The organism is Streptomyces scopuliridis (genome assembly GCF_042790125.1).
In the GTDB taxonomy this organism is placed as follows: Bacteria; Actinomycetota; Actinomycetes; order Streptomycetales; family Streptomycetaceae; genus Streptomyces; species Streptomyces scopuliridis_A.
Genome location: NZ_JBHTZS010000018.1, coordinates 71,987 through 98,194, shown reverse-complemented (window position 1 = coordinate 98,194; position 26,208 = coordinate 71,987). Strand labels below are relative to the sequence as shown.

26 protein-coding genes and 5 tRNA genes are annotated in these 26,208 nt (G+C 70.5%); 7 read left to right on the top strand and 24 right to left on the bottom strand.

Features of this window, described 5'->3' with window-relative positions; translation table 11 throughout:
• The 6 genes from ACFRKB_RS25535 to ACFRKB_RS25510 form a co-directional block, all read right to left on the bottom strand.
• Window positions 1-708, bottom strand: coding sequence for a YceD family protein (locus ACFRKB_RS25535; RefSeq protein WP_383108738.1), 708 nt, complete (start codon window positions 706-708; stop codon window positions 1-3).
• 129 nt (window positions 709-837) lie between these two features.
• Entirely contained in the window at window positions 838-1,995 is a 1,158-nt protein-coding gene (locus tag ACFRKB_RS25530) for an ATP synthase F0 subunit B (RefSeq protein WP_383108737.1), read from the bottom strand.
• 98 nt (window positions 1,996-2,093) lie between these two features.
• The gene (gene coaD / locus ACFRKB_RS25525) at window positions 2,094-2,573 is read right to left on the bottom strand and encodes a pantetheine-phosphate adenylyltransferase (protein ID WP_383108798.1); all 480 of its coding nucleotides are present in this window, start codon (window positions 2,571-2,573) and stop codon (window positions 2,094-2,096) included.
• 26 nt (window positions 2,574-2,599) lie between these two features.
• Window positions 2,600-3,184: a 16S rRNA (guanine(966)-N(2))-methyltransferase RsmD gene (rsmD, locus tag ACFRKB_RS25520; protein WP_383108736.1), complete on the bottom strand. Its 585-nt coding sequence runs from the start codon at window positions 3,182-3,184 to the stop codon at window positions 2,600-2,602.
• Between the two features lie 183 nt (window positions 3,185-3,367).
• Window positions 3,368-5,590 (bottom strand): ATP-dependent DNA helicase RecG, encoded by a 2,223-nt coding sequence (gene recG / locus ACFRKB_RS25515; RefSeq protein ID WP_383108735.1) that lies wholly within the window; start codon window positions 5,588-5,590, stop codon window positions 3,368-3,370.
• Between the two features lie 25 nt (window positions 5,591-5,615).
• Window positions 5,616-7,316, bottom strand: a complete 1,701-nt coding sequence (locus tag ACFRKB_RS25510; protein WP_383108734.1) for a DAK2 domain-containing protein — start codon at window positions 7,314-7,316, stop codon at window positions 5,616-5,618.
• Between the two features lie 255 nt (window positions 7,317-7,571).
• Between ACFRKB_RS25510 and rpmB the strand changes: the two genes are divergently transcribed.
• Window positions 7,572-7,757: a 50S ribosomal protein L28 gene (rpmB, locus tag ACFRKB_RS25505; protein ID WP_003957616.1), complete on the top strand. Its 186-nt coding sequence runs from the start codon at window positions 7,572-7,574 to the stop codon at window positions 7,755-7,757.
• A 119-nt stretch (window positions 7,758-7,876) separates the two neighbouring features.
• Here rpmB and thiD read toward each other — a convergent pair whose 3' ends face one another.
• Both thiD and ACFRKB_RS25495 read right to left on the bottom strand, forming a co-directional pair.
• Window positions 7,877-8,701: a bifunctional hydroxymethylpyrimidine kinase/phosphomethylpyrimidine kinase gene (thiD, locus tag ACFRKB_RS25500; protein ID WP_383108733.1), complete on the bottom strand. Its 825-nt coding sequence runs from the start codon at window positions 8,699-8,701 to the stop codon at window positions 7,877-7,879.
• Window positions 8,702-8,711: 10 nt separating this feature from the next.
• Entirely contained in the window at window positions 8,712-9,683 is a 972-nt protein-coding gene (locus ACFRKB_RS25495) for a thiamine-phosphate kinase (RefSeq protein ID WP_383108732.1), read from the bottom strand.
• A 215-nt stretch (window positions 9,684-9,898) separates the two neighbouring features.
• On the opposite strand from ACFRKB_RS25495, the gene ACFRKB_RS25490 reads away from it, so the two are divergent.
• Window positions 9,899-10,132 (top strand): Lrp/AsnC family transcriptional regulator, encoded by a 234-nt coding sequence (locus ACFRKB_RS25490; protein ID WP_030351778.1) that lies wholly within the window; start codon window positions 9,899-9,901, stop codon window positions 10,130-10,132.
• A 26-nt stretch (window positions 10,133-10,158) separates the two neighbouring features.
• Window positions 10,159-10,653: a DUF3515 domain-containing protein gene (locus ACFRKB_RS25485; protein ID WP_383108797.1), complete on the top strand. Its 495-nt coding sequence runs from the start codon at window positions 10,159-10,161 to the stop codon at window positions 10,651-10,653.
• 45 nt (window positions 10,654-10,698) lie between these two features.
• On the opposite strand, the gene ACFRKB_RS25480 is transcribed toward ACFRKB_RS25485, so the two are convergent.
• From ACFRKB_RS25480 to ACFRKB_RS25470, 3 genes are all read right to left on the bottom strand, one after another.
• Window positions 10,699-11,871, bottom strand: coding sequence for a D-alanine--D-alanine ligase family protein (locus ACFRKB_RS25480; protein WP_383108731.1), 1,173 nt, complete (start codon window positions 11,869-11,871; stop codon window positions 10,699-10,701).
• Window positions 11,872-11,946: 75 nt separating this feature from the next.
• The gene (locus ACFRKB_RS25475; protein ID WP_383108730.1) at window positions 11,947-12,948 is read right to left on the bottom strand and encodes an NAD(P)H-dependent glycerol-3-phosphate dehydrogenase; all 1,002 of its coding nucleotides are present in this window, start codon (window positions 12,946-12,948) and stop codon (window positions 11,947-11,949) included.
• Window positions 12,945-13,691 carry a lysophospholipid acyltransferase family protein gene (locus ACFRKB_RS25470; protein ID WP_383108728.1) on the bottom strand — a complete coding sequence of 249 codons (747 nt, stop codon included), beginning with the start codon at window positions 13,689-13,691 and terminating at the stop codon, window positions 12,945-12,947. Before ACFRKB_RS25470 ends, ACFRKB_RS25475 begins: the two co-directional genes overlap by 4 nt.
• Before the next feature lie 172 nt (window positions 13,692-13,863).
• Here ACFRKB_RS25470 and cofC point away from each other — a divergent pair, with 172 nt between their 5' ends.
• Together cofC and ACFRKB_RS25460 are read left to right on the top strand one after the other, a co-directional pair.
• On the top strand, window positions 13,864-14,553 hold the full coding sequence (cofC, locus tag ACFRKB_RS25465) for a 2-phospho-L-lactate guanylyltransferase (RefSeq protein WP_383108727.1): 690 nt from the start codon (window positions 13,864-13,866) through the stop codon (window positions 14,551-14,553).
• Window positions 14,554-14,596: 43 nt separating this feature from the next.
• Window positions 14,597-14,800 carry a hypothetical protein gene (locus tag ACFRKB_RS25460; protein ID WP_249953755.1) on the top strand — a complete coding sequence of 68 codons (204 nt, stop codon included), beginning with the start codon at window positions 14,597-14,599 and terminating at the stop codon, window positions 14,798-14,800.
• Between the two features lie 99 nt (window positions 14,801-14,899).
• Here ACFRKB_RS25460 and ACFRKB_RS25455 read toward each other — a convergent pair whose 3' ends face one another.
• From ACFRKB_RS25455 to leuC, 4 genes are all read right to left on the bottom strand, one after another.
• On the bottom strand, window positions 14,900-15,547 hold the full coding sequence (locus ACFRKB_RS25455) for an HU family DNA-binding protein (RefSeq protein WP_365976286.1): 648 nt from the start codon (window positions 15,545-15,547) through the stop codon (window positions 14,900-14,902).
• A 143-nt stretch (window positions 15,548-15,690) separates the two neighbouring features.
• A complete protein-coding gene (locus tag ACFRKB_RS25450; RefSeq protein ID WP_383108726.1) occupies window positions 15,691-15,918 on the bottom strand; it encodes an SCO5555 family protein in 228 nt (75 codons plus the stop codon).
• 104 nt (window positions 15,919-16,022) lie between these two features.
• Window positions 16,023-16,631 carry a 3-isopropylmalate dehydratase small subunit gene (gene leuD / locus ACFRKB_RS25445; protein WP_383108724.1) on the bottom strand — a complete coding sequence of 203 codons (609 nt, stop codon included), beginning with the start codon at window positions 16,629-16,631 and terminating at the stop codon, window positions 16,023-16,025.
• 2 nt (window positions 16,632-16,633) lie between these two features.
• Window positions 16,634-18,073, bottom strand: coding sequence for a 3-isopropylmalate dehydratase large subunit (gene leuC / locus ACFRKB_RS25440; RefSeq protein ID WP_383108723.1), 1,440 nt, complete (start codon window positions 18,071-18,073; stop codon window positions 16,634-16,636).
• A gap of 181 nt (window positions 18,074-18,254) precedes the next feature.
• Here leuC and ndgR point away from each other — a divergent pair, with 181 nt between their 5' ends.
• Window positions 18,255-18,971, top strand: coding sequence for an IclR family transcriptional regulator NdgR (ndgR, locus tag ACFRKB_RS25435; protein ID WP_030351789.1), 717 nt, complete (start codon window positions 18,255-18,257; stop codon window positions 18,969-18,971).
• 230 nt (window positions 18,972-19,201) lie between these two features.
• On the opposite strand, the gene ACFRKB_RS25430 is transcribed toward ndgR, so the two are convergent.
• The 9 genes from ACFRKB_RS25430 to ACFRKB_RS25390 all read right to left on the bottom strand — a co-directional run bounded on the left by ACFRKB_RS25430 (window position 19,202) and on the right by ACFRKB_RS25390 (window position 23,111).
• Window positions 19,202-19,274: transfer RNA gene (locus tag ACFRKB_RS25430), tRNA-Glu, on the bottom strand.
• A 16-nt stretch (window positions 19,275-19,290) separates the two neighbouring features.
• A tRNA-Gln gene (locus tag ACFRKB_RS25425) sits at window positions 19,291-19,362 on the bottom strand.
• A 17-nt stretch (window positions 19,363-19,379) separates the two neighbouring features.
• Window positions 19,380-19,452, bottom strand: a tRNA-Glu gene (locus ACFRKB_RS25420).
• 61 nt (window positions 19,453-19,513) lie between these two features.
• Window positions 19,514-19,586: transfer RNA gene (locus tag ACFRKB_RS25415), tRNA-Glu, on the bottom strand.
• Between the two features lie 19 nt (window positions 19,587-19,605).
• Window positions 19,606-19,677: transfer RNA gene (locus ACFRKB_RS25410), tRNA-Gln, on the bottom strand.
• An 87-nt stretch (window positions 19,678-19,764) separates the two neighbouring features.
• Window positions 19,765-20,484, bottom strand: coding sequence for an HAD family hydrolase (locus tag ACFRKB_RS25405; protein ID WP_383108722.1), 720 nt, complete (start codon window positions 20,482-20,484; stop codon window positions 19,765-19,767).
• 92 nt (window positions 20,485-20,576) lie between these two features.
• On the bottom strand, window positions 20,577-22,049 hold the full coding sequence (gene gltX, locus ACFRKB_RS25400) for a glutamate--tRNA ligase (RefSeq protein ID WP_383108721.1): 1,473 nt from the start codon (window positions 22,047-22,049) through the stop codon (window positions 20,577-20,579).
• On the bottom strand, window positions 22,042-22,827 hold the full coding sequence (locus tag ACFRKB_RS25395; protein WP_383108719.1) for a fumarylacetoacetate hydrolase family protein: 786 nt from the start codon (window positions 22,825-22,827) through the stop codon (window positions 22,042-22,044). The genes gltX and ACFRKB_RS25395 overlap by 8 nt, the downstream gene beginning before the upstream one ends.
• Before the next feature lie 107 nt (window positions 22,828-22,934).
• Window positions 22,935-23,111 carry a hypothetical protein gene (locus ACFRKB_RS25390; RefSeq protein ID WP_365976292.1) on the bottom strand — a complete coding sequence of 59 codons (177 nt, stop codon included), beginning with the start codon at window positions 23,109-23,111 and terminating at the stop codon, window positions 22,935-22,937.
• 576 nt (window positions 23,112-23,687) lie between these two features.
• Between ACFRKB_RS25390 and ACFRKB_RS25385 the strand changes: the two genes are divergently transcribed.
• On the top strand, window positions 23,688-26,208 hold a 2,521-nt coding region (locus ACFRKB_RS25385), incomplete at its 3' end, for a sensor histidine kinase (protein WP_383108718.1).

Genomic DNA, 26,208 nt, shown 5'->3' with positions numbered 1-26,208 from the left:
CTACTTCTCCTGCTTCTCGTCGACGCCCGCTTCGGCGCCGCCCATGTTGTCCTTCTCGCCGTCCTTGACGGTCTCGGCGAGTCCCTGCAGTGCCGCCCAACGGATGTCGACGGCGTCGTGGTGGTGGTCCGGGTTCTCGTCCAGCCTGATCCCACATGTGGAACACAGACCGGCACAGGTCTCCCGGCACACCGGCTGCATCGGCAGTGCGAGCACCACCGCATCACGCAGCACCGGTTCGAGGTCGAACAGGCCATCTTCGATGAAGAGTCTGTCGTCGTCCTCGCTGTACTCGGCGTCAGCGGCCGGCTCCGCACGGGTGCGGCCCCGGTCATCGGCGTCGTGGTACGAGAACATCTCCTGGAAGTCCGCCGCCACTTCCTGGCCCAGCGGCTCCAGACACCTTACGCACTCCCCCTCGGCCGTCGCACGGGCGGTGCCCGTCACGAGCACGCCCTCCATGACGGATTCGAGGCGGAGGTCCAGCTCCACGGGCGCGCCCTCGGGCGTCCCGATCACCCCCGCGATACCGAAGTCCTTGGGGGCGGGCACCGAGCGGGTCACCTTCTGGAGCGCACCAGGACGCCGCCCCAGCTCGTGTGTGTCGAACACGAGGGGGTTGCGGTGGTCGAGGCGCGCGTTCAGGGTTCTTCCCGCTTTCGGATCGTGAGAGGGGCCGCCACCGTCGCGGAAGCGAGCGGGCGGCATGGGTCGCGGACATACACGCGGCCGAAGAGCCAGGGTACTGGACCGGCCGCCGTAGGCCCAATCCGGCCCCTCGGGGGTATCGGGGGTACCGGACCGGGCACGCGGTCCCGGCGCCCCGGCCGCGCGGTCTCAGCGTCCTTGCTCGTAGCGGCGCAGCTGCTCGATGTCGATCATGCTGGTGTCGAAGAGGCTGGTCTCGTCGAGGGCGCTCTGCGGCTGGTGGGCCGGGGGCAGCGCGTGCTGCTGGGGCTGGACCTCGGGCTGCTGCTGCCAGCCGTAGTTCGGGTCGTACGCCTGCGCCTGGCCCTGGCCGTGGCTCTGGTCCTGGCCGTATCCCTGCTGCTGGTACGCGTACGGGTCCTGCTGGTAGCCGTACGCGTCCTGCTGCTGGTAGCCGCCGTAGCCGGCCTCCGTGGCGTACGCCGGGTCCTGGTAGCCGGCCTCGGCGTACTGGGGCTGGGGCTGGGACTGCGGCTGGGCCTGGGGCGGCGTCTGCGGGTACGCGGGCTCGGTGTAGGGCGGCTGGACCGGCACCGGCGGCGGCTGCGCCGCCACGGGCTCCTGGGCACCTTCCCGGGGGCTTCCCGCGAGGTCCGCCAGATAGTCCGCGTCGCTGGTGCGCCCCTGCGGGCCCGCCGCGTCCTGGGCGGCCATGTGCGCGCCGAGATCGTCCGAGGCGGTGCGGCCGATGAGTTTCTGCCTGCCGCGGCCGACCGCTTCGAGCGTCTTGGACAGGACGGCCTCGAAGGCTCCGAACTTGGCGTCGATGTACTCGTCGGCCCGCCGGATCGTCGTGCCGGGGTCGTCGCTGTACTCGGGGGCGTCATCGTCGTCCCCGCCGGGGGCGCGGCCGAGCAGCTTCTCGCGGCCCCGGTCGACGGAGCCGATGGTCTTGGTGAGGACGACCTCGAAGTTGGCGAGCTTGGAGTCGACGTAGTCGTCGGCCTCGGCGCGGATCTCCTCGGCGTCCCTGCGGGCCTCCGCGAGGATACGGTCGGCCTCCTCCTGGGACTGCCGGGCGACGGCGGTGTCGGAGATCAGCCCGGAGCGCTGGGCGTGCGCCGCCTCGATGATGCGCTCGGCCTCCTGGCGCGCCTGCTCGGCCAGCTGCTCCCGGCCGCCGATCAGCTCCTGGGCCTGGGCCAGCGAGCCCGGGAGCGCTTCCCGTACCTCTTCCAGCATCGCGAGCAGCTCGGCGCGGTTCACCACGCAGGACGCCGACATGGGCATGGAGCGGGCGCTGCCCACCGCGTCGACGATCTCGTCGAGCTTCTTCTGTACGTCCACCGTGTGCTCGCCACTCTCTCAGCTGGTTTGGAGACGGACGCAACGACTGTACGGCCAGTTCGAGCCCGTCCGACACCGGGTGACGGGCCGTCAGTTCCTCAGCGCTCGCCGAGGCGTGCCATCAGGGCCGCGTGAACGGCCTCGGGCAGCAGGTGGGAGACGTCTCCGCCCCAGGTCGCGACCTCTTTGACCAGGGAGGAGGAGAGGAAGCTGTAGGTGGGGTTGGTGGGGACGAACAGGGTCTCGACCCCGGAGAGCCCGTTGTTCATCTGGGCCATCTGCAGCTCGTAGTCGAAGTCGCTGACGGCGCGCAGGCCCTTGACGATGGCAGGGATGTCGCGCTGCTTGCAGAAGTCGACGAGCAGCCCGTGGAACGCCTCGACCTCCACATTGCCGAACTCGGCGGTGACCTCGCGGATCAGGGCGATCCGCTCCTCGATGGTGAACAGCCCCTTTTTGGACTGGTTGATCATCACCGCGACATGTACGACGTCGTACAGCTTGGAGGCGCGGGCGATGATGTCGAGATGTCCATTGGTGATGGGGTCGAAGGACCCCGGACAGACGGCGCGGCGCAACTTGATTCCCTCGCTCTCCGGTCCGGTCATGGTGCGTCTTCACTCATAGAGGCGGCGCGACCGTACCAAAGCGTCCCTTCGCCGTAACGACGGGACCGCAAGGGCTCGAAACCCTCGGGCCAGCCGAATTCCCCGCCCCTGGTGCTGCGTTCCACGGTGGCGACGGCATCGCCGCTGAGCCACCCCCTTGTGCGGAGTGTGAGGAGTATCTCCCGAAGATCGTCGTCGGTGACGGCGTACGGAGGATCGAGGAAGACCAGGTCGTAGGGGGTGTCCGGGGCCGGTCCCGTGATGATCTGCTCCGCTTTGCCGGTACGGACCTCCGCGCCGGGAAGACCAAGCGTCGTGACGTTCGCGCGGACGGTACGGGCGGCGCGGCTGTCGGCCTCGACGAGCAGCGCGTGCGCGGCGCCGCGGGAGAGCGCTTCCAGGCCCACGGCGCCGGATCCCGCGTACAGATCGGCGATCCGAATGCCGTCGAGGGTGCCGAGGAGCGACTCCCAGCTGGAGAAGAGGCCCTCACGCGCCCGGTCGGAGGTGGGGCGGGTGCCGGTGCCGGGCGGTACGGCGAGACGGCGTCCGCCGGCGGCACCGGCGATCACGCGGGTCATGGGAGTCGGGTCCTCGGTTCGGTTCGGTCGTGGGCGCGGGGCCGTGCGGCTCGCGGAATGGCTCTGACCCCACGATATGGCGTACGCCCCGGTGCCGTACGTCCCGATGGCGCACGCCCCGAGCGGACCCGGGCCGGTGTCCCCGGGCCCTGTCCGGGCCCTGTGCGGATCAGCCCTTGCGGATCAGCCCTTGTCGAGGTATTGCTCGCGTTCCGTGTCCAGCAGGGCGTCCAGCGCCGTACGCAGCTCCGGGGAGCACGTCAGCTCCGGGTCCTCGGCGACCACCGCGGCGGCCTCCTCGCGGGCGGCGGCGATGATCTCCTCGTCCTCGATGACCGCGAGCATCCGCAGCGAGGAGCGCACCCCGGACTGGGCCTGGCCGAGGACATCGCCCTCGCGGCGCTGTTCGAGGTCGATACGGGACAGCTCGAAGCCGTCGAGCGTGGCGGCGACCGCGCCGAGCCGGGCCCTGGCCGGACTCGCCTCGGGCATGTCCGTGACCAGCAGACAGAGGCCGGGGGCCGAGCCGCGGCCGACGCGTCCGCGCAGCTGGTGCAGTTGCGAGACGCCGAACCGGTCCGCGTCCATGATCACCATGGCGGTGGCGTTGGGGACGTTCACACCGACCTCGATGACCGTGGTCGCGACGAGCACGTCCACCTCGCCCGCGGCGAAGCGGCGCATCACCGCGTCCTTGTCGTCCGGCTGCATCCGTCCGTGCAGGATCTCGACGCGCAGCCCCTGGAGCGGTCCCGCGGTGAGCTGCCCGGCGACCTCCACGACCGCGAGCGGGGGCCGCTTCTCGGCCTCGTCCTCCTTGGACGGCTTGGATTTCCCCTTCGCCTTCTCGTCGTCCTCGTCGTCGCCGATCCGGGGGCAGACGACATACGCCTGATGTCCCTTCCCGACCTCCTCCCGCACCCGTTCCCAGGCGCGGGCCAGGAAGTGCGGCTTGTCCTGGGCCGGGACGACATGGCTGGCGATCGGCGAGCGGCCCGCCGGGAGCTGGTCCAGGACGGAGGTCTCCAGATCGCCGAAGACGGTCATCGCGACCGTACGGGGAATGGGCGTGGCCGTCATGACCAGCAGATGCGGGGGCTGCTTGCCCTTGGAGCGGAGCGCGTCGCGCTGCTCCACGCCGAAGCGGTGCTGCTCGTCCACCACGACCAGTCCGAGGTCGTGGAACCGCACCTTGTCCTCGATCAGCGCGTGCGTACCGATCACGATCCCGGCCTCGCCGGTGACCAGATCGAGCAGCGCCTGACGCCGCGCGGCCACCCCCATGGAGCCGGTGAGCAGCACGACCTTGGTGCCCTGCTCGGCGCCGCCGAGCATCCCTCCCTGGGCCAGCTCGCCCATCATGTCCGTGATCGAACGGTGGTGCTGCTGGGCGAGCACTTCCGTGGGCGCCAGCAGGGCGGCCTGACCGCCGGCGTCGACGACCGCGAGCATCGCCCGGAGCGCGACCAGCGTCTTGCCGGAGCCGACCTCGCCCTGGAGCAGCCGGTGCATGGGGTGTTCGGTGGCGAGGTCCGCGAAGATCTCGCCGGTGACCTTCTGCTGGCCGTCGGTGAGGGTGAAGGGCAGGTCGGCGTCGAAGGCGTCCAGCAGCCCGTCCGGCACGGGCCTGCGGGCCACGGCGGGCAGCTGGGCGTCCGCGTGCCGCCGCCGGGCCAGCGCGACCTGGAGGACGAACGCCTCGTCCCACTTCAGCCGCTGCCTGGCCGACTCGATGTCGGCCCGGCTCTCGGGCCGGTGGACCTTGAGGAGCGCCTCGGGCAGGGAGGAGAACCCACGGCCCTCGCGCAGCGCGGGCGGCAGCGGGTCGACGGCTTCGGCGGCTCGGGGCAGGACCGCGTCGACCGCTTTGGTGATCTTCCAGGACTCCAGCCCCTTGCAGGCCGGATAGATCGGGATCAGCTTGCCCGCGAAGGCGTCCACGGCCTGCGCGGTGTCCTCCGTGGACTCCTCGTCGCCGGTGGCCCTGCCCAGCGGCACATAGGTGGGGTGCGCGAGCTGGAGCTTGCGGTTGAAGACGGACACCTTGCCCGCGAACATCCCGCGGCTGCCCGGCGGCAGCTCCTTGTGCGGCTTGTGGATTCCCCTGCCGAAGAAGACCAGTTGGAGCCGGCCGCTGCCGTCGGTGAGCGTGATCTCCAGACGCTGGCCCCGGCCGTGGTTGAACGTCAGGATCCGGGAGTCGGCGACCTGCGCGACCACCGTGACGTCCTCGTCCAGCGGCAGATCGGCCAGTTTCGTGAGCTGGCCGCGCTCCTCGTACCGCCTCGGGTAGTGGTGCAGCAGATCGCCGACCGTGTGCAGGCCGAGGTGTTCGGCCATCACCTTCGCGGTGGCGGGGCCGAGCGTCTTCTTGAGGGATTCATCCAGCGCGGACACGCGATCCATTGCACACCACGCCACTGACAGGCTGCTACTCCACGCCGATGAGCAGCGGAACGGACTGCCTGCCGCCCCGGTAGACCACGGTGTCGACGGCCAGATGGCCGTCTCGTACGTAGGTCTCCAGGCGGTCGGCCAGCGCGTCGGGCACCTCGTCGCCGAGCACCAGCGTCACCAGTTCGCCGCCGGCCGCCAGCATCCGGGAGAGCACCGCCTCCGCGGTGGCGGCGAGATCGGCGCCGATCACCGCCACATCGCCGTCGATGAGCCCGAGGACGTCCCCGGCCTGGCAGATGCCCGCCATGGTCCAGGACTGCCGTTCGGCGACGGCCAGTTCGGCGTAGCGGGTGGCGCCGGCCGCGGTGGTCATGGCGACCACGTCCTCGTCGAAGCGGCGGTCCGGCTGGTGGACGGCGAGCGCGGCGATGCCCTGGACGGCGGCCCTGGTCGGGATGAGGGCGACCCGTACGCCCTCGGTGCGGGCCTGTTCGGCGGCGGCCGCGGCGGTGTGCCGCAGCGCCGCGTCGTTCGGCAGGAGCACGACTTCGCGCGCGTGGGCCCGCCGGATCGCCTCGACCAGCTCCCCGCTGGCGGGCGGTTCCCCGGGGCGCGCGAGCACGGTCGTCGCGCCGGCCTCGGCGCACAGCCCCGCGAGCCCTTCGCCGGGGACCACGGCGACAACGGCCCGCTGGACCCGCTCGGGCGGCTCCTCGGCGGCGGCGCCGAAGTGGGTGATGCGGATGCGGTACGGGCGTCCGGCCTCGACCCCGGCCTCCACGGCGGCGCCGGCGTCGTCGACATGGATGTGTACGTTCCACAGCCCGTCGCCGCCGACGACGACCAGCGAGTCCCCCAGCCCGTCGAGCCGGGTCCGGAGCCGGGCCACGGCGCGGTCGTCCGCCTCCAGGAGATAGATCACCTCGAAGGCGGGTCCGCCCGCGGGGGCGCAGGACCCGATGGCCGACGCGACCGCGGCCGGGTCCTCGTACCGGCGCTGGCGCATCGGGAAGGCGGCCGGTGTCTCGCCCGTGAGGGAGCGCACCAGAGCGCCGAGGACGGCGAGCAGCCCACGCCCGCCGGCGTCGACGACACCCGCGCGTCCGAGCACGGGCAGCTGGTCGGGGGTGGCGGCGAGCGCGGCGCGTGCGCCCGCGTACGCCGCGCGTACGGTGGCGCCCGCGTCCACGGCTCCGCCCCGCTCCGCCCCGCTCCGCCCCGCCGTGCTCCGTTCCGCCGCGTCCGCCGCGGCGGAGGCCACGCTGAGGATCGTGCCCTCGACGGGGTGCGCGACGGCCTCGCGGGCCAGCGCGGCGGCCCGCCGCAGCGCCGGTGCGAGCCGGTCCCCGCAGTCCCCCGCCCCGCCGTCCCCCTCGGACCCGCCGTCCCCCGTGGAATCCGCCGGCGCCGCGTTTGCCAGTACCTCCGCCATCCCGCGCAGCAGCTGCGCCAGGATCGTCCCGGAATTCCCCCGGGCACCGATCAGCGCGCCATGCGCCATGGCCCGTACGGCGTCGCCGGGCGCGGGCACGGAAGCGCCGGTCTCATGAGCCGCGAAGACGGCCTCGACCGCCTGCGCCGCGGACTCCACGGTCAGATAGAGATTGGTGCCCGTGTCACCGTCCGCGACCGGATAGACATTGATCGCGTCGATCTCCTCGCGCTCCCGGCCGAGGGCCTCCAGCGCCAGCGAGCACCAGCTCCGTACCGCTGCTGCGTCGAGGGTCTGCGGCACCTGGGGGTCCTCCTTGAGCGGCCTGGTTGCGGGCTGCACGCAGGGTAGCCCGGGGACGGGAGGCGAACAGCGGGCCAACCTGGCGGAACGGGGCCACTGCGCGTCATGGTAGTTTTCTTGTACCGAGGCAGGCGTTGTATGCTGCTGCGGTTGCCCGATGAGAGTCGGGCCAATCCCCCGGCAACGCCACATCAGTCACTGATTCCGGCACGCCGGATTTCTCTGTACGAGCATCTGAAGTCTTTGGAGTGACCCGTGGCTGCCAACTGCGACGTCTGCGGCAAGGGGCCGGGCTTCGGCAACAACATTTCGCACTCGCACCGCCGTACGTCCCGTCGCTGGAACCCGAACATCCAGCGCGTGCGTGCCGTGGTCGGTCGGACGCCGAAGCGGCTCAACGTCTGCACATCGTGCATCAAGGCCGGCAAGGTCTCGCGCTGACGCCTGCGTCGTAGCGCAGCCCCTGCGGTTGCCTTGAAGAGCCGGTCCACCTCGGTGGGCCGGCTTTTTGCCGTACCGGGGCGGGCCGTCGAAGCGGCACCGTCCGCCGTCGGGCGCCGTCAGCGGAAGCGCCAGCCGTGATCCACCGGCCCGATCCCCGCTCCCAGCGCGAAGCCGCGCGCGATCGCGCCCGTCACATACTCCTTGGCCGCCCGGACGGCCTCCACGACGCCCTGCCCCCGGGCCAGGCCCGAGGCGATCGCCGACGCGTAGGTGCAGCCCGTCCCGTGCGTATGCCGGTTGTCGTGGCGCGGTGCCCGCAGCCAGTGCTCCTCGGCGCCGTCGGTCAGCAGATCCACCGCGTCCCCCGGCAGATGCCCGCCCTTGATCAGCGCCCAGCGGGGCCCGAATTCGAGTACGGCGCCGGCCGCGCGCCGCAGCCCCGTCTCGTCCTCCACCCGTACGCCGGTGAGCTGGGCCACCTCGTCCAGATTGGGGGTGGCGACGGTCGCGGCCGGCAGCAGTCGCGTCCGTACGCCGTCCAGCGCCGAGGCGGCCAGCAGCGGATCACCGTGCTTGGAGACCCCGACGGGGTCGACGACCACGGGGGCGTCGGTCCCGGTGAGCAGTTCCGCTACGGCCGCGACCAGTTCGGCGGAGGAGAGCATGCCGGTCTTCACCGCCTGGACGCCGATGTCGTCGACGACGGCGCGGTACTGGGCCCGTACCGCCTCCACCGGCAGTTCCCACGCGCCGTGCACGCCCAGGGAGTTCTGTGCCGTGACCGCCGTCAGCACGCTCATGCCGTGCACACCGAACGCCAGCATGGTCTTCAGATCCGCCTGGATGCCCGCACCGCCGCCGGAGTCCGATCCGGCGACGGTGAGCACGCGCGGCGGCACGGACGGTGGCGGCGGTGGCGTGACACGCTCGGATATCGGCATGGTGCCGAATCTACTGGGCGTCCTCGATGTCCCCGAAGTGGTCCCAGCCGCCCTTGCTCGCCCATGGCGCCCCGTCGACCGTCACCTGCGGCAGCGCGGACGGGTTGAGCACCTCACCGATCACCTTCCAGCGGGCCGGCAGCTTCACGTCCTGCGGGAACGTGGCGACGATCGCGTGGTCCTCGCCGCCGGTCAGCACCCACTGGAGCGGATCGATCCCGACCGCCTGGCCGATGTCGTTCATCTGCGAGGGGATGTCGATCAGACCGGAGCGCAGATCGATACGGACCTTGCTGGCCTCCGCGAGATGGCCGAGATCCGCGACGAGTCCGTCGCTGACGTCGGTCATGGCGGTGGCGCCGAGCCCGGCCGCGGCGGGGCCCGCGTGGTACGGCGGCTCCGGTCTGCGGTGCGCCTCCACGAAGGCGCGGGGCGAGCGGAAGCCGCGCGAGAGCACCGCGTGCCCGGCCGCCGACCAGCCCAACCAGCCGGTGTAGGCGATGACATCGCCCGGCCGGGCACCGGACCGGGTGACCGGCTCGTGGTTACGGAGATCGCCGAGCGCCGTGATGGCGATGGTGATGGTGTCGCCGCGTACGACATCGCCGCCGACCACGGCCGCGCCCGCGACCTGGCACTCGTCGCGGATGCCGTCCATCAGCTCGGTGGGCCAGGTGACCGGGAGTTCGGCCGGAACGACGAGCCCGAGGAGCAGCGCGGTGGGGACCGCGCCCATCGCCGCGATATCGGCGAGGTTCTGCGCGGCCGCCTTCCGGCCGACGTCGTACGCCGTCGACCAGTCACGGCGGAAGTGCCGCCCCTCCAGCAGCAGGTCCGTACTCGCCACGACCCTGCGGTCGGGCGCGGCCACGACCGCGGCGTCGTCGCCCGGCCCGAGCCGGACCGCCGGGGTGGTGGTGAGCCGGGAGGTGAGTTCTCTGATGAGACCGAACTCCCCCAACTCGCCCACGGTTCCCTTCACCGAGTCTCCCCTCTCTGTCACTTACCGGGCCGCACGCGCGGTCGCGGTCCTGCACTGCTGTCGGTACCGTCGTGCGTCGCGGTCGCGTCAACATCGTCTTCCGTACGCCACCCCGCGGGCGCCACCGGGACCCGGGTCTCCCCGCGGAACTCGGCGACGCGATACCGTGGCGTCTCTTTCCCCCACATGATCCTCGTGGCCGCCCTGGAGGTTCCGTGGTACAGGCGTACATCCTTATCCAGACCGAGGTGGGCAAGGCGACGACCGTCGCCGAGACCATCGCCAAGATTCCGGGAGTTATCCAGGCCGAGGACGTCACCGGTCCCTATGACGTGATCGTGCGGGCTCAGGCGGACACCGTCGATGAGCTGGGTCGCATGGTCGTCGCGAAGATCCAGCAAGTGGAGGGCATCACCCGCACCCTGACCTGCCCGGTCGTGCACTTGTAGCCCCCGTCTACCCTTGGCCGGTGACCATTTCCCGTCGCCCGCCGTTCCGCCGCAGGCTATCCGGCCGTCCGCTCGTCCGCCTGCCCGCCGTCGTTCTGCTGGCGGCGGTGGCGGGCTGCTCCTCCAGCGACGCGTCCGCGACGGTCGCGGTTCCCCGTCCGCCCGCGGACGAGGCCGCGCTGTGCCGGGCTCTCCACAAGGAGCTGCCGAAGACCGTCTCCGACCTCGGCCGGGCTGATCCCGAGCCGTCTTCCGAACTGACCGCCGGGTGGGGGGACGCCGCGATCGTACTGCGCTGCGGTGTCCCCCGGCCCGAGGGGATGAACGACGCCGGGTCGGACGCGGTGGAGGCGAACGGCGTCAACTGGATGCTGGAGGAACGGGACTCGGGGCCCCGCTTCACCACCACGTACCGCGAGACCTATGTGGAGGTCACCATGGACAAGCGGTTCACCCATGACTCCACCCCGCTCGCCGAGCTGGCCGCGCCGGTCAAGAAGACGATCCCGTCCAGCCTGTAGCCGGACGCGGACGGCGCGGCCCGTGCCGGGGGCCCGGTACGGGGGTCAGCGCAGCCCGGTCGGCCGGCGCAGCGCCGCCTGGATCAGCCGGTCGATCAGCTCCGGGTAACCGACGCCGCTCTCCTGCCACATCCGCGGGAACATCGAGATGGGCGTGAAGCCCGGCAGCGTATTGATCTCGTTGATGACGAACTCGCCGTCCTCGGTGAGGAAGAAGTCCGCGCGGACCAGACCCTCGCAGGAGACGGCCTCGAACGCCTCGACGGCGAGCCGCTGTACCTCGGCGGTCTGCTCCTCGGTGAGGGGCGCGGGCACCAGACCGGTGGCCGAGTCGATGTACTTCGCCTCGAAGTCGTAGAAGTCGTGCGAGGTGACCGGCGGGATCTCGGCGGGCACGCTCGCGCGGGGACCGTCCTCGAACTCCAGCACTCCGCACTCGATCTCGCGGCCCCGCAGCAGCGACTCCACAAGGATCTTGGGGTCGTGGCGCTGGGCCTCGGCGATCGCCTCGTCGAGCCCCGAGGCGTCCTCGACCTTGGTGATCCCCATGGAGGATCCCGCGCGGGCGGGCTTCACGAAGAGCGGCCAGCCGTGCTCGGCGGCGAAGTCGGTGATCTTCTCGCGGGCGGCGGCGCCTTTGGCGCCTTCGGGACCCTGCTCCCATTCGCGGGGGCGGATCACCAGATACGGGCCCACCGGCAGCCCGAACGAGGTGAACACCCGCTTCATGTACTCCTTGTCCTGCCCGACGGCGGAGGCGAGGACGCCCGCGCCGACGTACGGGACTCCGGAGAGCTCCAGCAGCCCCTGGAGCGTGCCGTCCTCTCCGTACGGGCCGTGCAGGACGGGGAAGACGACATCGACCTCGCCCAGCGCCTTGGGTACGGAACCCGGCTCGCTGTAGACGACCTCGCGGTTGCCCGGGTCGATGGAGAGTACGACGCCGCCGTCGGTGGACTCGGCGATCTGGTCGACGCTCGGCAGCGCGCGGTCGGCGATGGCCATCCGCTCGGGATCGTCGGCGGTGAGCGCCCAGCGGCCGTCGGTGGTGATGCCGATGGGCAGGACGTCGTACTTCGTCCGGTCGATGGACCGCAGTACGGCCCCGGCCGTGACCACGGAAATGGCGTGCTCGGAGCTCCGGCCGCCGAAGACGACGGCCACGCGCGGCTTGCGGAGCTGCTGCTCAGGGCTCTGGGGGGAGTTCTCGCTGCTCATATCGCGATGAGCGTACCTGTTGGTAGCGCCCGAGTCAGCGTTGGTCGCGGCCGGGTCGGCGCCGGTCGCGCGGAGTCAGCTGCGCTCGGGCTTGGCGCTGCGCGACATCAGTTCCTTGAGCGCGACGAGCGGCGGCTTGCCGTTGTGCACGATGTCCACGACCGTCTCCGTGAGCGGCATGTCGACGCCGTGGCGGCGGGCGAGATCGAGCACGGACTCACAGGATTTGACGCCCTCGGCGGTCTGCTTGGTGACCGCGATGGTCTCCTGGAGGGTCATCCCGCGGCCGAGGTTGATGCCGAAGGTGTGGTTGCGGGAGAGCGGCGAGGAGCAGGTGGCGATCAGATCGCCCATGCCGGCGAGGCCGGAGAAGGTGTGCGGGTCGGCGCCCATGGCGAGGCCGAGCCGGGTGGTCTCCGCCAGACCGCGGGTCATCAGGGAGGCTTTGGTGTTGTCGCCGAGGCCCATGCCGTCGGCGATACCGACGGCGAGACCGATGACGTTCTTGACCGCGCCGCCGAGTTCGCAGCCGACGACGTCGGTGTTGGTGTACGGGCGGAAGTACGGTGTGTGGCAGGCGGACTGGAGGCGGCGCGCGACGGCCTCGTCCCGGCACGCGACGACGGCGGCGGCCGGCATCCGTCCGGCGATCTCCTTGGCGAGGTTGGGTCCGGTGATCACGGCGACGCGCTCGGCCGGTGCCTTGGCGACCTCCTCGATCACCTCGCTCATCCGCTTGGCCGTGCCGAGTTCGACGCCTTTCATCAGCGAGACGAGCACGGTGTCGGCGGGCAGTACGGGCGCCCACTCGGCGAGATTGCCGCGCAGTGTCTGCGAGGGCACGGTGAGCACCGTGAACTCCGCGCCGCGTGCGGCCTCCGCGGGGTCGGTGGTGGCCCGTACGCCCGCGGGCAGTTCGAAGCCGGGCAGATACTCCGGGTTGGCGCGCGAGGTGTTGATCGCCTCGACGACCTCCGGGCGGCGGCCCCAGACCGTCACGTCGCACCCCGCGTCGGCGAGGACCATGGCGAACGCCGTACCCCACGAACCCGCTCCGAAGACGGCGACCCGCGTCACTTCGACCCCTCTTCCGCGGCCTTGCGCCGCTGTTCCGCCCTGGCCTTGCGGTGATCGTACGCGGCTGTGGGCACCGGCTCCCCGCGCAGTTCGGAGAGCAGCTCCGTGATCGCGGCCATGATGACCTCGGTGACCTCGCGCAGCAATTCGGGGGTGATGTCCTGGCCGTAGTAGCGCGCCAGGTCCACGGGCGGTCCGACGAGCACATGGTGCGTCTTGCGCGGGAAGAGGTTGGGCTTCTTCGCGTACGGCGGCAGCAGCAGGTTGGCGCCCCACTGCGCGATGGGGATGACCGGGCACTTGGTCTGCAGGGCGACCCTGGCGACGCCCGTCTTGGCGGTCATGGGCCACAGGCCGGGGTCGCGAGTGAGGGTGCCCTCGGGGTAGAAGGCCACGCACTCGCCGCGCTCGACGGCTTCGATGGCGGCGCGGAAAGCGCTCAGCGCGTCGCTGGTCTCGCGGTAGACGGGAATCTGGCCGGTGCCGCGCATCACGGCCCCGATGAATCCCTTGGTGAATAGGCCGTGCTTGGCGAGGAAGCGCGGAACACGGCCTGTGTTGTACTGGAAGTGCGCGTAGGCGAACGGGTCGAGATGCGAATTGTGGTTCACCGCGGTGATGAATCCGCCGTCGGCCGGAATGTGCTCCGCACCCTTCCAGTCCCGCTTGAGCAGCACGATCAGCGGCGGTTTCGCGATGGCCGCCGCAAGGCGGTACCAGAAGCCGATTCTGCGGCGGGACACTCGGACACCTTCCTCTTCTCGCCCGGCTCACTGCCCGGCTGCCGGGGGTCAAGTGTGGCCCCGGGCCCCTGCTCTGTCGAGAACACCGTACGCCCCGCCCCCGGGACCACCTCTGTGGGCCGGGACGGTGCCGGGCCACAATAGAGGGCGGATACACCTGGGCCGCCACAGCATGGACGGAGAGTCCGCCACGAACACCGACCCGACCGCCCGCTGGTCTCTGGTCGTCCCCCTCAAACCGCTCCGGCTGGCCAAGAGCAGGCTCGCCGGAACGGCGGGCGACGCCCTGCGCCCGCGGCTCGCCCTCGCGTTCGCGCAGGACACCGTGGCAGCCGCGCTGGCCAGCCCGCTCGTCCGGGATGTGGTGGTCGTCACGGACGACCCGACGGCGGGCGCGGAACTGGCGGAACTGGGGGCGCGTATCGTGCCCGACTCCCCGGCGAACGGTCTCAACGCGGCGCTGGCGCATGGCGCGCGGGCCGTCAGGGCGGTCAGGCCACGGGCGGCCGTGGCCGCGCTCAACGCGGATCTGCCGGCGCTGCGGCCCGCCGAACTGGCCCGGGTGCTCTCCGCCGCGGACGCATTTCCGCGCGCCTTTCTCGCGGATGCCGCCGAAATCGGTACGACATTGCTGACGGCCGCGCCCGGTGCCGAATTGAATCCGGCTTTCGGCGGTCCCTCCCGGCATCGGCATTTGTCCTCGGGCGCGGTGGAAATTGTGCTGACCGGGGTCGATTCCGTACGACAGGACGTGGACACGGGCGATGATCTGCGGGCGGCGGCGGCGCTGGGTCTTGGCCCGTACACGGCCCGCAGGTACGCGCCGGGCGGCCCGCTGCCCGCGCCGCGGCCGGGGAGCTGAGCACGGCTCCCACGGGCCGGCACGGGACCGCTACGCTGCGGTGATGCAGGCGACCTCGTACACATACGATTCCGAGACCCGCGCCGGGAGTGTGCTGCTGGACGACGGCACCCCGGTGGAGTTCGACGCGGCCGCCTTCGACGCGGGCGGGCTGCGGCTGCTCCGGCCCGGGCAGCGCGTACGGATCGAGACCGAGGGCGAGGGCGCGTCCCTCCGGATCACGCTGGTGACGCTCCAGACGCTCTGACGCGTCCCGTCCGGGCCCCCGGTACCCCGTACAACGCCGCGGGCCGGGCTCCCCGAGGGGAGCCCGGCCCGGCGCGTGTGGCCCTGTGCCGCTTCCTGCCTACTTCTTCCTGGCGGCGGTCTTCTTCGCGGTGGTGGTGCGCGCGGTGGCCTTTCGCGCGGGAGCCTTCTTGGCCGTCGCCTTCTTGGCCGGCGCGGTCTTCTTCGCGGTGGCCTTCTTCGCCGCGGCCGTCTTGGCGGTCTTCTTCGCCGGCGTGGCCTTCTTCGCGGCGGCCTTCTTGGCAGCGGCCGTCTTCTTGACCGCGGTCTTCTTGGCGGCCGTGGCCTTCTTGACCGCGGTCTTGCGGGCCGCCGCGGTCTTGGCGGTGGCCTTCTTCGCCGCGGCCTTCACGGTCGTACGGGCGGAAACGCCGCCCGAGAGGCTGCCCTTGGGGGCCTTCTTGACGGCCACCTCGCCGCCCCTGGGGAGCTTCTTCGAGCCGCTGACCAGGTCCTTGAAGCCCTGTCCCGCGCGGAATCGCGGCACCGAGGTCTTCTTGACCCGGACGCGCTCACCGGTCTGCGGGTTACGGGCGTAGCGGGCCGGGCGGTCGACCTTCTCGAACGAGCCGAATCCGGTGACCGAGACCCGGTCACCGGCGACCACCGCGCGGACGATCGCGTCGAGTACCGCGTCGACCGCGTCCGCGGCCTGCTGACGGCCGCCGACCTTGTCCGCAATCGCTTCTACGAGCTGCGCCTTGTTCACGTCTTCCCCTTCGGAGACATTGCCAGAACGAAAGTGTTCAAGCTTTTTCGCACGTTAGGCAGATATATACCGCAAATCAAACACGAAACGGGCTAATCACCCTAGTGCCGCAACGAAGTCGACCTGGCGGAGATCCGCGGAGGTCAGTCGCCTTCCGGAAATCGACCCTCGTCCAGGTCCTTCATCAAGCGGTCCAGACGTCGCGCCGCATCCGGGAGATCGTGTTTCGCCGCGGCCGTGATGACCAGCAGCTTCCGGGAGAGCGCCATCCGTACGCCATCCGGGACTTGCAGTGCACGCACCTTCGCGTGCGCTTCTTTGAGTTGTTCGGCGACTAACCCGTAGAGCTTGAGTTGGTTGTCGCGTTCCATGCACCGATTGTGCCATCTGGGGCGAGTTGTCGCCCGACAGGGGCTCAACAAGCAACTGCACCCCCTGCCAGGAGGCAGGGGGTGCGGCAGGGGAAAAGCGCTGCTCAGGCGGTAATTGTGCGCGGTTTGAAGGACGGCCTGGCGGCCTCGTACGCGGCGATCTCCGCTTCGTTCTGAAGGGTGAGACTGATGTCGTCGAGCCCGTTCAGCAACCTCCAGCGGGCGTTCTCGTCAAGCTCGAAATCAGCCGTCAGCGTTGCTCCGTCGGGGGAGGTCGCCCGCACCTGGCGCTGCTCCAGGTCCACGGCGATCTCCGCCGTGGGGTCGCTCTCCGCGATCGCCCAGAGGGCGTCCACGACCGGCTGCTCCAGAACCACGGTCAGCAGACCGTTCTTGAGCGAGTTGCCGCGGAAGATATCGGCGAACCGGGAGGAGATGACGGCCTTGAAACCGAAGTTCTGCAGGGCCCAGACGGCGTGTTCACGGGACGATCCGGTACCGAAGTCCGGTCCCGCGACCAGCACGGTGGCCCCCGCGTACTCGGGGCGGTTGAGGACGAACCCGGGGTCCTTGCGCCAGGCCTCGAAGAGCCCGTCCTCGAAGCCGTCGCGGGTGACCTTCTTGAGCCAGTGCGCCGGGATGATCTGGTCGGTGTCCACGTTGCTGCGGCGCAGCGGTACGGCCCGGCCGGTGTGGGTGGTGAAGGCTTCCATGGTTATCGCGCTCCAGCGGGCGTACGGGCGCCGGCATCGGTGTCGGACAGATCGGCGGGCGAGGCCAGATGACCCAGCACGGCGGTGGCGGCGGCGACCTGGGGAGAGACCAGGTGGGTACGGCCGCCCTTGCCCTGCCGGCCCTCGAAGTTGCGGTTGGAGGTGGACGCGGAGCGCTCGCCGGGCGCGAGTTGGTCGGGGTTCATACCCAGACACATCGAGCAGCCGGCGTGCCGCCACTCCGCCCCCGCGGCGGTGAAGACCTTGTCCAGGCCCTCTTCGACGGCCTGGAGGGCGACCCGTACCGAACCGGGGACCACCAGCATCCGTACGCCGTCGGCGACTTTACGGCCGGCGAGCAGCGAGGCCGCCGAGCGCAGGTCCTCGATACGGCCGTTGGTGCAGGAGCCTACGAAGACGGTGTCGACCCTGATGTCGCGCAGCGCCTGCCCGGCGGTCAACCCCATGTATTCCAGGGCCTTTTCGGCGGCGTGGCGCTCCGAGGCGTCCTCGTACGAAGCCGGGTCGGGGACGTTCGCGGAGAGCGGCGCTCCCTGACCGGGGTTGGTGCCCCAGGTGACGAACGGGGCCAGTTCCGCGGCGTCGATGAAGACCTCGGCGTCGAAGACCGCGTCGTCGTCGGTGCGCAGGGTCTGCCAGTAGGCGACCGCCGCGTCCCAGTCCGCGCCCTCGGGGGCGTGGTCACGGCCCTTGAGATAGGCGAAGGTGGTCTCGTCGGGGGCGATCATGCCCGCCCTGGCCCCGGCCTCGATGGACATGTTGCAGACGGTCATCCGCGCTTCCATCGAGAGCTTCTCGATGGCGGAGCCCCGGTACTCGAGGATGTAGCCCTGGCCGCCGCCGGTGCCGATCCTGGCGATGATCGCGAGGATCAGGTCCTTGGCGGTGACCTCGGCGGGCAGTTCGCCCTCGACCGTGATCGCCATGGTCCTGGGGCGGGCCAGCGGCAGTGTCTGAGTGGCCAGGACATGCTCGACCTGGCTGGTGCCGATGCCGAACGCCAGCGCGCCGAAGGCGCCGTGGGTGGAGGTGTGGCTGTCACCGCAGACCACGGTGGTGCCGGGCTGGGTCAGCCCCAGCTGCGGGCCCACGACATGGACGACGCCCTGCTCGACATCGCCGAGCGGGTGCAGCCGTACGCCGAAGTCGGCGCAGTTCTTACGGAGCGTCTCCAACTGAACACGGGAGACGGGGTCCGCGATGGGCTTGTCGATGTCGAGGGTGGGGGTGTTGTGGTCCTCGGTCGCGAGGGTGAGGTCGAGCCGCCGGACCTTCCGGTCGCTCATCCGCAGGCCGTCGAAGGCCTGGGGGCTGGTCACCTCGTGCAGCAGGTGCAGATCGATGAAGAGGAGGTCGGGCTCGCCCTCTGCGCGCCGGACGACATGATCGTCCCAGACCTTCTCCGCGAGTGTCCTACCCATCGCTTTCCCTCCGACCGGCTCTCACAGCCGGCGCTCCTAGAGATATGTGGGCCCACGCCCGTTCCCCACGTACGGGACGTCGCCTGGAGACCCGTCGGTCCGCGGGCCCGTACATACAGGTTGGCAAGTTCCCTGGGAAATTGAACTTGCGTTTCACAGAGTGAGACGCGAGTATCGTTTCATGGACAACTCTAGCGGCGTCGGCGTTCTCGACAAGGCTGCTCTGGTATTGAGCGCCCTGGAGTCCGGTCCGGCCACCCTCGCCGGACTGGTCGCGGCGACCGGGCTCGCACGGCCCACGGCACACAGACTGGCCGTGGCACTGGAACATCACCGGCTGGTGGCGAGGGACATGCAGGGCCGGTTCATTCTCGGCCCGCGGCTGGCCGAGCTGGCCGCCGCGGCCGGCGAGGACCGTCTGCTGGCCACGGCCGGACCCGTACTCACACATCTGCGGGACATGACCGGCGAGAGCGCGCAGCTCTACCGACGCCAGGGCGACATGCGGATATGCGTGGCGGCGGCGGAGCGGCTCTCCGGACTGCGGGACACGGTCCCGGTCGGCTCCACGCTCACGATGAAGGCGGGTTCCTCGGCCCAGATCCTGATGGCCTGGGAGGAGCCCGAGCGGCTGCACCGCGGTCTCCAGGGGGCCAGATTCACGGCGACGGCGCTCTCGGGCGTACGGCGCCGGGGCTGGGCCCAGTCGATCGGCGAGCGCGAGCCGGGCGTGGCCTCGGTCTCCGCGCCGGTACGGGGGCCCTCCAACCGCGTGGTCGCGGCGGTCTCGGTATCCGGACCGATCGAGCGGCTCACCCGGCACCCGGGCCGGATGCACGCGCAGGCCGTCATCGACGCGGCGGGCCGGCTGAGCGAGGCCCTGCGCCGCAGCGGCTGATCCGCCGCCGCCAGGCCCTCGGGGCTTTTCTTCGCACGCTCCGCGCTCCCCGTTGTCACGTTCACTGCCACCGGCAGGCCGCTCCAGCGCCGCAGCGGCCGGGCCGGTATCGGCTATCGGCGGAGGAGTCCAACAGGCCCTTCGACAGCGGTGGTTGGCGTCGTAGCCGTGGACCGGGACAGCGGAAAGGCCCTCCCGCGAACGGAAGGGCCTTCTCGTACTGCTCGATGTACCCCCGACCGGATTCGAACCGGCGCTACTGCCGTGAGAGGGCAGCGTGCTAGGCCGCTACACAACGGGGGCATGGACCGAAGTCCAGCTGGGCTACCAGGACTCGAACCTAGAACAACGGAACCAGAAACCGTCGTGTTGCCAATTACACCATAGCCCATAGGTGGTTTAGACCAGTACCCCCGACCGGATTCGAACCGGCGCTACTGCCGTGAGAGGGCAGCGTGCTAGGCCGCTACACAACGGGGGCCCTAGCGATCCTGCATCGACGTATCCAGGTGCGACCCGAAGACGTCGGAGAGAAGGATCTGTACCCCCGACCGGATTCGAACCGGCGCTACTGCCGTGAGAGGGCAGCGTGCTAGGCCGCTACACAACGGGGGCGTTGCAGAGAACATCTGCGCTGGGCTACCAGGACTCGAACCTAGACTAACGGAACCAGAAACCGTCGTGCTGCCAATTACACCATAGCCCACCAAAACTGAACCCCCATGCGGGGGTTTGTCTGGCTTGCGTCTCCCGGCCGGACCTTTCGGTCTTCTTGGGCGGCGCAGGAAGAACATTACCCGATCGCGGACGGCGCTCCAAAACGGGTATCGCCGCGCAGCAGGCCGGGAAGCTGGCCGAGATCGGTGATCCGCACCAGCTCGGGGCGCCCGCCGATCCCGCCCCGGTCCAGCCAGACCCCGGCGAGCCCCGCGGCCACCGCCCCGCCGGCGTCGATGTCCGGCTCGTTGCCCACGTACGCCACCTCCCGGGGGTCCAGCGCCAGCGCGTCACAGGCGGCGTGGAAGGCGGCGGCGTGGGGCTTGGAGACGCCCAGCTCGGCCGCGCACAGCACCGCCTCGAAGTGGTCCCGTACCCCCAGGACGCGCAGCTTGCGGTCCTGGTTGCGGATGCTGGAGTTCGACAGAACGGCCTGCCGGTAGTCGGCGGCCAGCCCGTCCAGCACGGCGAGGCTGTCGGGAAACAGCGACCAGGCGGACTCGAAGTGAACGATGTACCGCTCGAACCAGGCGTCCGCCTCCGCGTCGCTCAGTTCGGACCCGAGGAACATCCGCACGCGGTCGCGTCGCTGCCCCTGGAAGTCGGTCTCCCCGGCGGCGAACCGGTCCCAGTTCAGATCGGTGATCTCCCGCCAACGCCCGAGGGCCCGGTCGACCGTGGGAAATCGGTCGGCCAGGCCCTCGGCGGCGAGATGATCCCGCATGCCGGCGCGGTCCGCGCTGGTGTAGTCGAAGAGGGTGTCGTCGATGTCCCAGAGGACGGCACGTATCGGCATGACACCGACGGTACCCCGCGACGGCCCCACGGCTCGGGGTTCGGGGGTCATCCCCCGGTGTACGCGGCAACGACGCCACCCCGCGGCGGTCCTCAGGACGTCAGCTTCGCCAGTGCCGCGTCGATCCGGGACAGGGTGCGCTCACGGCCCAGGATCTCCAGGGACTCGAAGAGCGGCAGGCCCACCGTGCGGCCCGTGACCGCGACGCGGACCGGGGCCTGGGCCTTGCCCAGTTTGAGGCCGTGCTCCTCGCCGGCCGCGAGCACCGCGTTCTTGAGCGCTTCGGCGTTCCACTCCGCCTCGGCGATCTTCGTACGGGCCGTGGCCAGCAGCGCGTCCGCGCCCGGCTTCATCGCCTTCGTCCAGGACACCTCGTCCTCCGCCGGGGCGTCGAGGAAGAGGAAGTCGACATTGGCCGTGATGTCCGAGAGCACCGTGACCCTGGTCTGGGCCAGCGGGGCCAGCGCCTCGAAGGCCGTGGCGTCGAAGGACTCCGGCGCCCAGGGCGCGTGCGGGGCCTTCAGCCAGGGGCCGCACGCCTCGATGAACGTCTTCACGTCCAGCTGCCGGATGTGGTCGGCGTTGATCGCCTCGGCCTTCTTCAGGTCGAAGCGGGCCGGATTGGCGTTGACGTCCGCGATGTCGAACGCGGCGACCATCTCCTCCATCGAGAAGATGTCCCGGTCCGCGGCGAGCGACCAGCCCAGCAGCGAGAGGTAGTTGAGCAGTCCCTCGGGCAGGAAGCCGCGCTCGCGGTAGAGGTTGAGGGACGCCTGCGGGTCACGCTTGGAGAGCTTCTTGTTGCCCTCGCCCATGACGTACGGGAGGTGCCCGAACGCCGGGATCTCCTTCGCGATGCCCAGCTCGATCAGCGCCTTGTAGAGCGCGATCTGGCGCGGGGTGGAGGAGAGCAGGTCCTCGCCGCGCAGGACGTGGGTGATCTCCATCAGCGCGTCGTCGACCGGGTTGACGAGCGTGTAGAGCGGGGCGCCGTTGGCGCGCACGATGCCGTAGTCCGGGACGTTCTCCGGGGTGAAGGTCAGCTCACCGCGGACCAGGTCCGTGAAGGTGATCGGCTCGTCGGGCATCCGGAAGCGGACGATGGAGGTCCGGCCCTCGGCCTCGTACGCCGCCTTGCGCTCCGCGGTCAGATCGCGGCACTGGCCGTCGTACCCCGAGGGCCGGCCGGCCGCGCGGGCCGCCTCGCGGCGCGCTTCCAGCTCCTCGGTGGTGCAGTAGCAGTGGTACGCGTGGCCCGCGGCGAGCAGCTTCTCCGCGGCGTCGCGGTAGAGGTCCATCCGCTGCGACTGGCGGTACGGCGCGTGCGGCCCGCCGATCTCGGGACCCTCGTCCCAGTCGAGCCCCAGCCAGCGCATCGAGTCGAGCAGCTGCGCGTACGACTCCTCGGAGTCGCGCGCCGCGTCGGTGTCCTCGATGCGGAAGACCATGGTGCCGCCGCTGTGGCGGGCGAACGCCCAGTTGAACAGGGCGGTGCGGACCAGTCCCACATGGGGGTTGCCGGTCGGCGAGGGACAGAAACGTACACGGACGGGTCCGTTAGCCACGCTTGATCACCTTGTTGGTGAGAGTGCCGATGCCTTCGATGGTGACGGCGACCTCGTCGCCGACGCTGAGGGGGCCGACCCCGGCGGGGGTGCCCGTGAGGATGACATCGCCCGGGAGCAGCGTCATGGCCTCGGTGATGTGGACGATCACGTCCTCGATGGAGCGGATCATCTCGCTCGTCCGGCCCAGTTGGCGTTGCTCGCCGTTGACCGTGCACTGGAGGGTGAGGTCGGAGGGGTCGAGGTCGGTCTCCACCCAGGGGCCGAGCGGGCACGAGGTGTCGAAGCCCTTGGCGCGGGACCACTGGTTCTCGCTGCGCTGGGCGTCCCGGGCCGTGATGTCGTTGGCGCAGGTGTAGCCGAAGATGACGTCCTTCACGCGCTCGCGCGGGACCTCGCGGCACATCCGGCCGATGACGACGGCGAGTTCGGCCTCGTAGTGCACCTCCTGCGAGAAGGAGGGGTACTCGATGGCGTCGCCGGTGCCGATCAGCGCGGTGGTCGGCTTGAGGAAGACGACGGGGACTTCCGGTACGGCGTTGCCCAGTTCGGCCGCGTGATCGGCGTAGTTGCGGCCGATGCCGAGGATCTTGTTGCCGATCACGGGCGGCAGGAGGCGGACCTTGCTCAGCGGGACCTTGGTGCCGGAGAGCTCGAAGTCGGCGTACGGAATGCCCTTGATGATGTCGAGGACGAGGCCGGCGGGGTCGCCGCTGCCGTCGCCCTCGACCGCGCCGAAGGCGACATTGCCGTCGATGGAGAATCTGGCGATGCGCACGGGATGCTGTCGCCCCTCACTCTTGCTGGCTGGTCTGGAGACTGACACTCCAGGCTAGACGAGGGAAGGACGGAGGCGGCTCACCCGGATCCGGGCCCGGCGGGAACCTACGGGGCCGCGGGCGCGTCCATGAGGGTCGTACGGCGGGGGTTGGCGGTGCGGTTCGGCAGTTCCACAGGGTGCTCCGGCTGCTCCACGGGGACCAGTTCCTCGGCGTCCTTCAGATGCGCCAGCGTGGTGCGCCGGGGGTTGGCGGTGGTGCGGAAGATCATCGTCGTCTTCATCTCTGCTGTCAGACCCTGTCGGTAGTACGGGCGCCGGGGCGCCGCTTGTCGGATATGCCATCCCTGTAAAGCGTCAGGCTAAACACCCAATTCCCCGGCGGTGCGGGCATCCATCGACGATCACCGTGTGAGTTTGCTCACGAATCGCCGGGCATTTCTCGCATTACGGACAGGTGTCGACGGTCAAGGAAACGGACAATGCACTACTGAACGTAACATTCCGCTCCTGATCATGAGGACTGGGACACCCCCCACCCGTAAGTGGCTCGTCAATAAAAGTCCCTTTCCTCCGCGAACCCTTTCTACGGCTTGTGATGCGCCGCTCACACCGTGTCATTCAGGTCACAGGGGAGCCGTCTGCCCTTGTTGGAGATCCTGCACTGTGCTGGAATTCCCCCCACCGCCGCGGGTTTCAAGTACCGGCGCGCAAGGGCGCAACGCAGCGCCGAGTGGCGGTGGGGAAGGGGAGCAAGCGCCGGTCACTCACGACCACCATGGGGAGCGCTCAGCGCCCCAAGACGCCGACACCGTCCCGCCGTTCGCGGGGGGACGCCTGGTCCAGAGGTTGCGACGCTAGTGCAGGGACGTTTCAAGAGGGATAGCAGCGCTGCGGCGGAGCAGGAGTCCCGTGGCGGAACCGACCGCGGCTCCTCGCCCCAGCACACCCAGAACCCGGGCCCGGCACCGTCGGGCGAGACCGGCGGCCGTGCGGGACGCCCCGGGGCGGCCCCTGGCAGCGGGTCCCCGGCCGCGCCCCAGTCAGCGCCCAAGGCAGCGGCGCCCACTGACGCGGGGTCACGAATAGCGCTGCGCAACTGGCGCATCAGCACGCGCCTGGTGGCGCTGCTCACCCTCCCCGTGGTCGCGGCCACCACTCTGGGTGGACTCCGGATCAACGAGTCGATGAACGACATGCAGCAGCTGGAGCACATGCAGCTGCTCACCAAGATGACCAAGGAGGCGACCAGCCTGGCCGCCGCGCTCCAGCTGGAGCGTGACGAGTCGGCGGGTCCGCTCAACAACGGCGTCAATCCCAAGGACTTCAAGGTCCAGGACCGCCGTACGGCGACCGACCGCGCCAAGAGGGCGTTCCTCGACGCCACGGTCGACATCGGCAACACCGACGGCGACCAGGCGCTGGAGAGCATCCGCTCCAACGTCAACCAGATCGCCACCCAGGTCAACAAGATCAGCGAGATCCGCAAGGGCGCCTACACGTCGGACGCGCACTCGCTGACGGTCGACGCGTACAGCGGGCTGATCGACTCGCTGCTGAGCCTCTCGCAGGACATGGCGCAGGCGACCAGCAACCCGGACATGATCAAGCGGACCCGCGCGCTGGCCGCGTTCTCGTCCGCCAAGGAGTACGCGTCGATCCAGCGGGCGATCATCGCCGCCGCGCTGCCGGCCGACCCGAAGACCAAGGGCAAGCTCACCGAGAACGACCGCCTCTACGGTCTGGCCGCGGCCACCAAGGAGAAGAACGCCCTCACCTCCTTCAGCCGGCTGTACGAGTCGATGGGCGGCAACGCCGAGGAGCTGATGGCTCCGCTCAACGGCCAGGGCAACCCGGAGATCCAGGCGTCCGAGAAGTACGCGGACCGCGTCCTCGGCACCACCGACGGGCTCCAGACGCAGCCCAACCGCTCGTATCTGGACTGGACCGACCAGGCTTCTACGCGGATCGACGCGATGAAGACCATCGAGGCCACGCTGCTGGGCGAGATGGAGGGCAAGGCCCGCGAGCTGCGCACCAGTTCGCAGCAGGACGCGATCATCAACGCAGCCGTGATCCTGCTCGTGCTCGGGGTCTCGCTGGTCGGCGCCTTCGTGGTGGCCCGCTCCATGATCCGCTCGCTGCGCCGGCTCCAGGACACCGCGACGCGGGTCGCCCAGGAGCGGCTGCCCGAGCTGGTCAAGCAGCTCTCCGACTCGGACCCGCAGGACGTCGACACCTCGGTCGAGTCGGTCGGTGTGCACTCCAAGGACGAGATCGGAAAGGTCGCCGCGGCCTTCGACGACGTGCACCGCGAGGCGGTCAGGCTCGCCGCCGAGCAGGCCCTCCTGCGGGGCAACGTCAACGCGATGTTCACCAACCTCTCGCGCCGCAGCCAGGGCCTCATCCAGCGCCAGCTGTCCCTCATCTCCGAGCTGGAGTCCCGCGAGGCCGACCCGGACCAGCTCTCCTCGCTCTTCAAGCTCGACCACCTCGCGACCCGTATGCGCCGTAACGGCGAGAACCTCCTCGTCCTCGCGGGCGAGGAGCCGGGCCGCCGCTGGACCCGCCCCGTCCCGCTGGTCGACGTGCTCCGTGCCGCCGCCTCCGAGGTGGAGCAGTACGAGCGCATCGAACTGGCCTCGGTCCCCACGACCGAGGTCGCGGGCCGGGTCGTCAACGACCTCGTACACCTCCTCGCCGAGCTGCTGGAGAACGCCACGTCGTTCTCCAGCCCGCAGACGAAGGTCCGGGTCACCGGTCACGCGCTGCCCGACGGGCGGGTGCTCGTCGAGATCCACGACACCGGTATCGGCCTCTCGCCCGAGGACCTGGCGGCGATCAACGAGCGGCTCGCCTCGCCGCCCACCGTGGATGTCTCGGTCTCGCGCCGCATGGGTCTGTTCGTGGTCGGCCGGCTCTCGCTGCGGCACGGCATCCGGATCCAGCTGCGCCCCTCCGACTCGGGCGGTACGACCGCGCTCGTCATGCTGCCGGTCGATGTCGCCCACGGCGGCAAGAAGGGCCCGATGGGCCGGCCGGGCGCGGGCGTCGGTCCCGGCGGCCAGAACGGCGCGGGCCAGGCTCCCGCCGGTACGGGCGGCCAGCTGACCGGTGGTCCCGGTACGGCCGGTGGCGGTCGCCCCGGGGTCAGCGCCGGAGGCTCCGGAAGCGCCGGATCGGGCGGCGGTCTGCTCGGCGCGGGTGCGCCACGCGGCCAGGTGGGCGCCGGTACGGGCCCGCGCGCCGCGCTGCCGTCCCGCGACGGCTCACCGGGCGGAGCGCAGGGCGGCTCCCAGGGCGGGGGGAGGCGGGGACCGCCCCGGCAGGGGTGCGGGGCGCCCCCGGGCGAGAAGCACCCACCCCAGGGCGCACCGCCCC